Origin of the sequence: Rothia nasimurium (assembly GCF_928381415.1) — a bacterium.
In the GTDB taxonomy this organism is placed as follows: Bacteria; Actinomycetota; Actinomycetes; order Actinomycetales; family Micrococcaceae; genus Rothia; species Rothia nasimurium_H.
Map to the genome: position 1 here is coordinate 1 of NZ_CAKMSF010000053.1, position 251 is coordinate 251.

The 251-nt window shown below is 58.2% G+C and carries 1 protein-coding gene; it reads right to left on the reverse strand.

What is annotated here, in order from left to right:
• A partial coding sequence (locus L7A20_RS12175) for a hypothetical protein (RefSeq protein ID WP_423817448.1) occupies positions 1–240 on the reverse strand: 240 nt, incomplete at its 3' end.
• Between the last annotated feature and the right edge of the window lie 11 nt (positions 241–251).

A 251-nucleotide genomic window follows, 5' to 3' on the forward strand; every position in this document is an offset into this window, starting at 1 on the left:
GCTCCCGCCCTTGCGACCGATTTCAGCCATGAACTCGCGTACCGCATCAGGTACAGGCTCCCCCGGCTCACGGCGGGCTTCAACCGGCTGATAACGCTCATTCATGAACTTCTGGATACTCCTTACGTTTCCGGCGACCTCAGAGACTGGTAGCGGTGGCTGGCACTGGCTATTCAGCTCATAAGCCAGTTTCTCAAAGTCCTCGCCCCGATAGGCAGCGCGTCGGCAGGTCTGAAAAATCGTCTCGTTCC